At 67.5% G+C, this 6226-nt stretch carries 6 protein-coding genes and 1 pseudogene; all 7 read right to left on the reverse strand.

The window, feature by feature from the left end:
• Nucleotides 1-24: 24 nt before the first annotated feature.
• On the reverse strand, nucleotides 25-1068 hold the full coding sequence (locus tag ABD385_RS39405) for a methyltransferase (RefSeq protein ID WP_344584864.1): 1044 nt from the start codon (nucleotides 1066-1068) through the stop codon (nucleotides 25-27).
• An 83-nt stretch (nucleotides 1069-1151) separates the two neighbouring features.
• A complete protein-coding gene (locus ABD385_RS39410) occupies nucleotides 1152-2603 on the reverse strand; it encodes a tryptophanase (RefSeq protein WP_344584866.1) in 1452 nt (483 codons plus the stop codon).
• The gene (locus tag ABD385_RS39415) at nucleotides 2600-3505 is read right to left on the reverse strand and encodes a tRNA-dependent cyclodipeptide synthase (RefSeq protein WP_344584872.1); all 906 of its coding nucleotides are present in this window, start codon (nucleotides 3503-3505) and stop codon (nucleotides 2600-2602) included. The genes ABD385_RS39410 and ABD385_RS39415 overlap by 4 nt, the downstream gene beginning before the upstream one ends.
• The gene (locus ABD385_RS39420; protein ID WP_344584867.1) at nucleotides 3432-3722 is read right to left on the reverse strand and encodes a hypothetical protein; all 291 of its coding nucleotides are present in this window, start codon (nucleotides 3720-3722) and stop codon (nucleotides 3432-3434) included. The genes ABD385_RS39415 and ABD385_RS39420 overlap by 74 nt, the downstream gene beginning before the upstream one ends.
• Before the next feature lie 12 nt (nucleotides 3723-3734).
• The gene (locus ABD385_RS39425; RefSeq protein WP_344584868.1) at nucleotides 3735-4211 is read right to left on the reverse strand and encodes a class I SAM-dependent methyltransferase; all 477 of its coding nucleotides are present in this window, start codon (nucleotides 4209-4211) and stop codon (nucleotides 3735-3737) included.
• Nucleotides 4212-4649: 438 nt separating this feature from the next.
• Nucleotides 4650-5243: pseudogene (locus ABD385_RS39430) on the reverse strand (MMPL family transporter); the annotation flags it as partial.
• A 40-nt stretch (nucleotides 5244-5283) separates the two neighbouring features.
• Nucleotides 5284-5490, reverse strand: a complete 207-nt coding sequence (locus ABD385_RS39435; protein ID WP_344584870.1) for a hypothetical protein — start codon at nucleotides 5488-5490, stop codon at nucleotides 5284-5286.
• Between the last annotated feature and the right edge of the window lie 736 nt (nucleotides 5491-6226).

Consider the following 6226-nt stretch of genomic DNA (forward strand, 5'->3'; position numbering starts at 1 on the left):
GAAAGCTGGCAGGGCGGAGTTCCGCTAGCTGACGTAGCCGATGACGACGCCGTTGGCACCGGCTGCAGCCAGCGGAAGGACCTCGACGCGGGTGAAGCCCGCGTCCAGCAGCCAGGTGCGGTATTCGGCGCCGGAGTAGTTCTTGCCGCCCTCTGTCTCGATGAGCATGTTCATGCCCATCAGGGCGGCGGTGGGCGGCCCGGTGCGCTCGTCATTGAGCAGCAGTTCACAGATCAGCACCACACCACCGGACGGAAGCGCGGCGCGGCACTTGCGCAGCAGCACCCGGTTGGCGTCCTCGTCCCAGTCGTGCAGGATCATGCTCAGCACGATGGCGTCATAGCCCGCCGGCAAAGCCGGATCATGGTGGAAGTCGCCGGGCCGTGCGTCGACGATGCCCTCCAGCTGCGCCTCGGAGATCTTCTGGCGGGCCAGCTCACACACCGGCGGCAGATCCAGCACGGTCGCCGACAGGTTCTTGAACCGGCCGCACAGCTCCAGCGGGAACGCACCGGCCCCGCCGCCGACGTCCAGCAGCCGGGTATGCCGGGTGAAGTCGTACACCTCGGCCAGAGCGCGCGCGGTGAAGACGGAGATGGAGAACATGCAGTCCCAGAACAGCTGCAGAGTCTCCGGATCCTCGGTGTCGAAGAGCGACTCCTGCGCACCCGGCGCCCAGGTGGTGGGCCGGTTCGTGCGCAGCGCCCGCACGAAATGCTGCCAGGCCGGATACTCCCTGCGGTCCAGGTACCGGACGAATCCTCCGAAGTAGTAGGGGCGTTTGGTGACCAGGAACTCCTCGGCCAGCGCCGCATTGCGGTACCGGTCTCCATGCTTGTCCAGCAGGCCCAGGGAGGCGCAGCCCGCCAAGAGCAGGTCGGCCGGCCGCAGTTCGATTCCCAGCTGCTCGGACACCTCCTCCACGGTCAGCCCGCGCCCGTCGGCGAGCAGGTCGAACAGACCGATCTCGATGGCTCCGGCGTAGGTCTTGAAGCTCCAGAACCCCGAAGCGAGTTCCATCAGTGGGGTGGGCAGCAGGGGGGTGGTGGGCGGGGGCTGCTCGGGCATGGTGTGCTCCTTACGAGACGTCGGTGCAGCCAAAGGCGGCGAGGGCGGAGGTACCTCGTGTGCGTGCGATCGCCGCACTGGGCCTACTCGGTGGCGGGGCCGAAGAGCGGGTCGGCGCTGAGCGGCCGGAAGCGGGACTGGAAGAACCGCAGCGTCGACGGCTCGTGAGTGAACTCCACACCCGAGCGCAGCGTTTCCCGCTGCTCGTACAGCCGGATCACGCTGTCGGCCACGACATCCATGTGGCCTTGTGTGTAGGCGCGGCGCGGAATGGTGAGCCGGACCAGCTCCAGGCTCGGATACCGGTTCTCGCCGGTGACCGGGTCACGGCCGGCCGACACCGCGCCCCGCTCACAGGACCGGATCCCGGCGTCGAGGTAGAGCGCGCAGGTCAGCGTCTGGGCGGGAAACTCCTCACGTGGCACGCTCGGGAGGAAGGCGGTCGCGTCCAGGCACACCGCGTGCCCGCCCACCGGGCGCACGATCGGCACACCCGCCCCGGCGATCCGGCCGGCCAGGTAGGCCACTTGCTCCACACGCGTGCGGATGCTGTCCTCCCGCACCGACTCCTCGATGCCCTGCGCCACCGCCTCCAGATCACGGCCCGCCATCCCGCCGTAGGTGTGCAGGCCCTCGTAGACGACGACCAGGTTGCGCGCCTGCTCGGCGAGGCGGGGATCGCGCACGGCGAGCCAGCCGCCGATGTTGGCGAAGCTGTCCTTCTTCGCCGACATGGTGGCGCCGTCGGTCAGCGCGCAGATCTCCCGCAGAATGTCCGCCACCGTCCGCTCGCCCCAACCGGGTTCACGCTGCTTGACGAACCAGGCGTTCTCCACCGCGCGGGCCGCATCGAGGATCACCAAGATCCCGTGCCGCCGGGTCAGTTCGCGGACCTCGGCCAGGTTGGCCATGCTGATGGGCTGGCCCCCGGCCATGTTGACCGTCGCGGCCAGGGAGACGTACGGGATCTGCTCGGCCCCCACCTTGTCGATGAGCTGCTGCAGCTTGGTGAGATCGACGTTCCCCTTGAACGGCAAATCCGCCGTCGGGTCATGGGCCTCGTCGACGATGACGTCGTGGAAGGTCCCCCCGTTGAGCTCCTGATGCTCACGCGTGGTGGTGAAGTACATGTTCCCCGGGACGTGATGGCCCGGACGTATCAGGCAGCGCGAGAGGATGTTCTCCGCCGCCCGCCCCTGATGTGTGGGGATCACATGCTCGTAGCCGTAGTGGTCGCGTACCGCCGCCTCGAAGCGGTAGAAGCTCCGTGACCCCGCATATGACTCGTCGCCGAGCATCACGGCCGCCCACTGCCGGTCCGACATCGCGCTGGTCCCCGAGTCGGTATAGAGGTCGATGTACACCAGCTCGGCCGGCAGCAGACCCACGTTGTAGCCTGCTGCGGACAGGGCGGCCCTGCGCTCGTCGGGACTTGTGAGACGAATCGGCTCAACGCTCTTGATCCGCCACGGTTCCGCGGGGTGCCGCACACCAGCAGAGGAATCCATTGACCCTGCCGAATATGACGTGCTCATGAAAACACCTCTCGATGAGAGCGGTCGGGAGCGTGAAGAGGTCCATGCCGCCGCAAGACTTCTGAGGCTTGCGGCGCATATCCCACACGGCACCACCGAGCCCCTTGACCGGCATGAACCCGGGGGCTGATGACGTGCCGCACCCGGTTGACGGTCACCACCGCACAGCCTTGACCGTCGGCCGGGCGCAGCGAGCTGGCCTCTCCCGACAGCAGGGGCTCGATGATGTCGATCCGGCGGTGGTAGACGAACACCGAGGTTTTGGTGTTGAACACCACGGGGGCATCGGTGACCAGCGGGAGTTCGGCCAGTACGTAGTCCACGGCCTGGTCGATCTGCTGCTCGGTCGGCTCCTGTCCGCCGGCGGCGTGCTGGATGGCGGAGCGGGCGGTGTGGCGTACCGCGCGACGTAGCGCTGAGCCGTCGCGGTAGGCGGTCTCCGCCCGCATGCGGGAGGCGGTGTAGGGCGCGCGGTTGGCGAGCTGGGTCCAGGTGTGCACGTGTTGTTCGGAGTGGCGATACCCGGCCCGGGACAGTGCGCGGCGTGCGGGGACGCGCAGGCGGCTCAGCGCGCGGCGGGTACGGTGGACGGCCTCGGGCACCTTCACGCCCGCGGCGGTCAGGGTGTGGGCGGCTTCGTAGCCGGGGACAACGACGTCCACCGTCTTGAAGTGCGTGCAGGCCCAGTCCACCAGGGTTTCCACGGTGCGGGTCGAGTAGTAGCCGTTGAGGGGGGGAGAGTCCCAAGAGGGCGTGTTCGGCCTTTTCCACCAGCTGTGTGCAGGGCCGAACCAGGAGATCAGACGACATGTTACGTGTCCGTTCCTGTCAGTTGGCCATGCCGGAACCCGGGTAAGGGCCGGCCACGGAGTCGAGGATGAGCGCGTGCGGGTTGGCCAGATAGTTGCGCCACAACGCGCTGCCGTGGAGCTTGGTTCCCTCGTCGGAGACTTCCGGGCGGATCCAGGAGACGCGGTCGAACCCTGCCAGGTGCAAGGCGCGTTCGTGGGCGGCGGCCGACCAGCAGAAGAAGTCCACCTCCAGGACCTCCTGGCCGACCCATGCCGACAGACGCCCTTTGCTGCCCTCGCCGCGGGGCTCGGATGCGGTCAGCTGCACCCCGTAACGCCGCTACCACTGCGGATCCGTGGCGAAGTCGGGGTTGAGCGTGGCGGCAACGAACCGGCCTCCGTCGGGCCGCAGAGCCCGCCGTGCGGTTGCGCACATCCCTTCCAGAACGTCTTTGGTGGGCGCGTGCGGCAGCACGTACACGGCCGTGACCACATCGAACCGCCCGTCCATCCCGGGGATCGGTTCAGCGGCATTGCCCGCCACGTACCGGATGCCGAGTTCTTCCTGCTCCTCGCGCTGGCGGGCGTGATCGATCATGGCTTCGGACTCGTCCACGCCGACCACCTGTGCTGCACCCGCTGTGCGCAATCGCCGTGCGTACAGCCCGCTGCCGCAGCTCAGGTCCAGTACCGACAGGCCGTGCAGATCACCCACGGCCTTCAACAAGCTGTGTGCCTCGATGTGCTCGCGGAACGGCATCTCCGCCATGCTGAGTTCGTAGACGGCCACCGTCGTATCGAACTGGCTGTTCACCATGCGTTTCCTCCATTACGGCAGGTCCGCCTCCTTTCTGCGCGGACACACCAGCCGGATGACCCACTGTTCCCACGCACCTGAAGACCGTCAGATGCGAACCAACGCGCCGGGACTGGCCGATGAGGCGCCGACAGCTGCGGCAGGCTCGTGTCCAGGCCGTGGCCTGGACTCCCAAAGCGGCAGTGCAGTAAGCCGAGATCTCCACCACACACCACAGGGAGATGGCCAACAAGGGGCTTCCGCTCGCGGCATTGTTGAACCTGTTGAACGCTCGTTCGGGAATCGCTTTGGCAAAGCTGTTGGCCCTCTACGCCTTGCGCGCGACGCAGATGCGGCGCCAGGCAATCGACCGCAACCTCCCCCGGAGGTCACTCGCCGCACTCCGGCCACTCGGCCACAGTCCCCGACTCGGCCCGAGCACTGCCGACGGGGCCCGTGTCAGATGCGTGTCAGCTGCGGTTCGGTGGAGGCGCCGTGGTCGCCCGCCGCGACAGGGGCGGCGTTCAGCTTCTCGCCTTCGACGTCGACGTTCGGCAGGATGCGGTCCAGCCACGCCGGCAACCACCACGCCGCCTTGCCCAGCAGCGACAGCACCGCCGGCACGATCGCCATCCGTACCACGAACGCGTCGAAGGAGACCGCGATCGCCAGGCCGAAGCCCATCATCTTGATCATCGGTTCCGACGAGCCGATGAACCCGGCGAAGACGCTGATCATGATGATCGCCGCGGCGGTCACGACCCGTGCGCCGTGGCGGAAGCCGGTCACGATCGCCTGGCCCGGTCGCTCGCCGTGGACGAAGGCTTCCCGCATCCGGGTCACGAGGAAGACCTCGTAGTCCATCGCGAGGCCGAAGACCCCACCCACCATGAAGATCGGCATCATGCTCATGATCGGCCCGGTCTCCTCGACGCCGACCAGCGGCGACAGCCAGCCCCACTGGAAGACCGCAACGACCGCACCCAGGGCGGCGATCACGGAGAGCAGGAAGCCCAGGGTGGCCTTCAACGGCACAAGCACCGACCGGAAGAGACGGCGCCCCGGGCACGCGAACCCGCACGTCCAGCTCTCGTCAGAGAGCACTGACGTGCGGGTTCGCGTGTTCAGCGCTCCGAGATTCCGCGAACCCGCGCCCTTCGCGCAGGCCAGGACGGAACATTCCGGTGCGCAGGTCTGGAACGAAGGATTCCTGGACGACGTCGCGGAAGCGCCGGCGTTGGACGGGGGTGAGGTGCTGGAGGTCGGTGGTGAAGCGGGGGAGTGCCTTGTACGTGGGCACGGTGTACTCCGGGCAGCACGACGAAGCCCCCGGCGGTTGCGGGGGGGCTGAGAGGCGGTCATCCGAGTAGGGCCAGTACTTGTCGGCTGGTGCGTGTTCACTGGTGCTCAGTGGCGTCGTTCGGGTGGCTGTCGAGGTGCTGCCAGAGAGCGATGGCACTGGCTCGCCCGCACGGACGTGGAAGCCCTCATCTCACGGCCGAGCGACTGCGCCTCGTCCAGCAGGCGTTCACCACGGCGGCCGACCACTCCCGCGTTCGCGCGGACCGCCATGTCGAAGGGGACAACGCCGACGGAGTGCACCCGGTACTCCAGGTCGCCCAGCAGGCCGCCCGCCTGCAGGCGCCCGAGCCGCGTACCGTGCCGGCACGGCCTGCTCCACGCGCTCGTCCCGCCTCACCGCCGGCCCTTGGTAAGTGCCCGTGCTGAGAGGGCTTTGAAGAGGCTCACACGGCACGCCCCCTGCCGCGCGTCCTACTGTTTCTCCTACCAATCCCCCTACGCCGGGCGTCCTTGATGAAGGACTTAAAGTCGCAGGTCAGAGGCCATGGGCAAGGGGTATCTGGAACTTCGACAACCCTCCTTCTCTCCTTCATGTCAGTGGTTGGTGTTAGAGGTCCTAACAGAAGTGGTTGATCATGTGACTGTTGGCTTGTCCGCTCGTTGGTCTGGTCGTGGGGAAGAGACAGGCACGGCCGTGGATCGTGTCGGATGAACTGTGGTTGCTGATCGAGCCG

The sequence above is a fragment of the Streptomyces lunalinharesii genome (assembly GCF_039532155.1).
Lineage (GTDB): Bacteria > Actinomycetota > Actinomycetes > Streptomycetales > Streptomycetaceae > Streptomyces > Streptomyces lunalinharesii.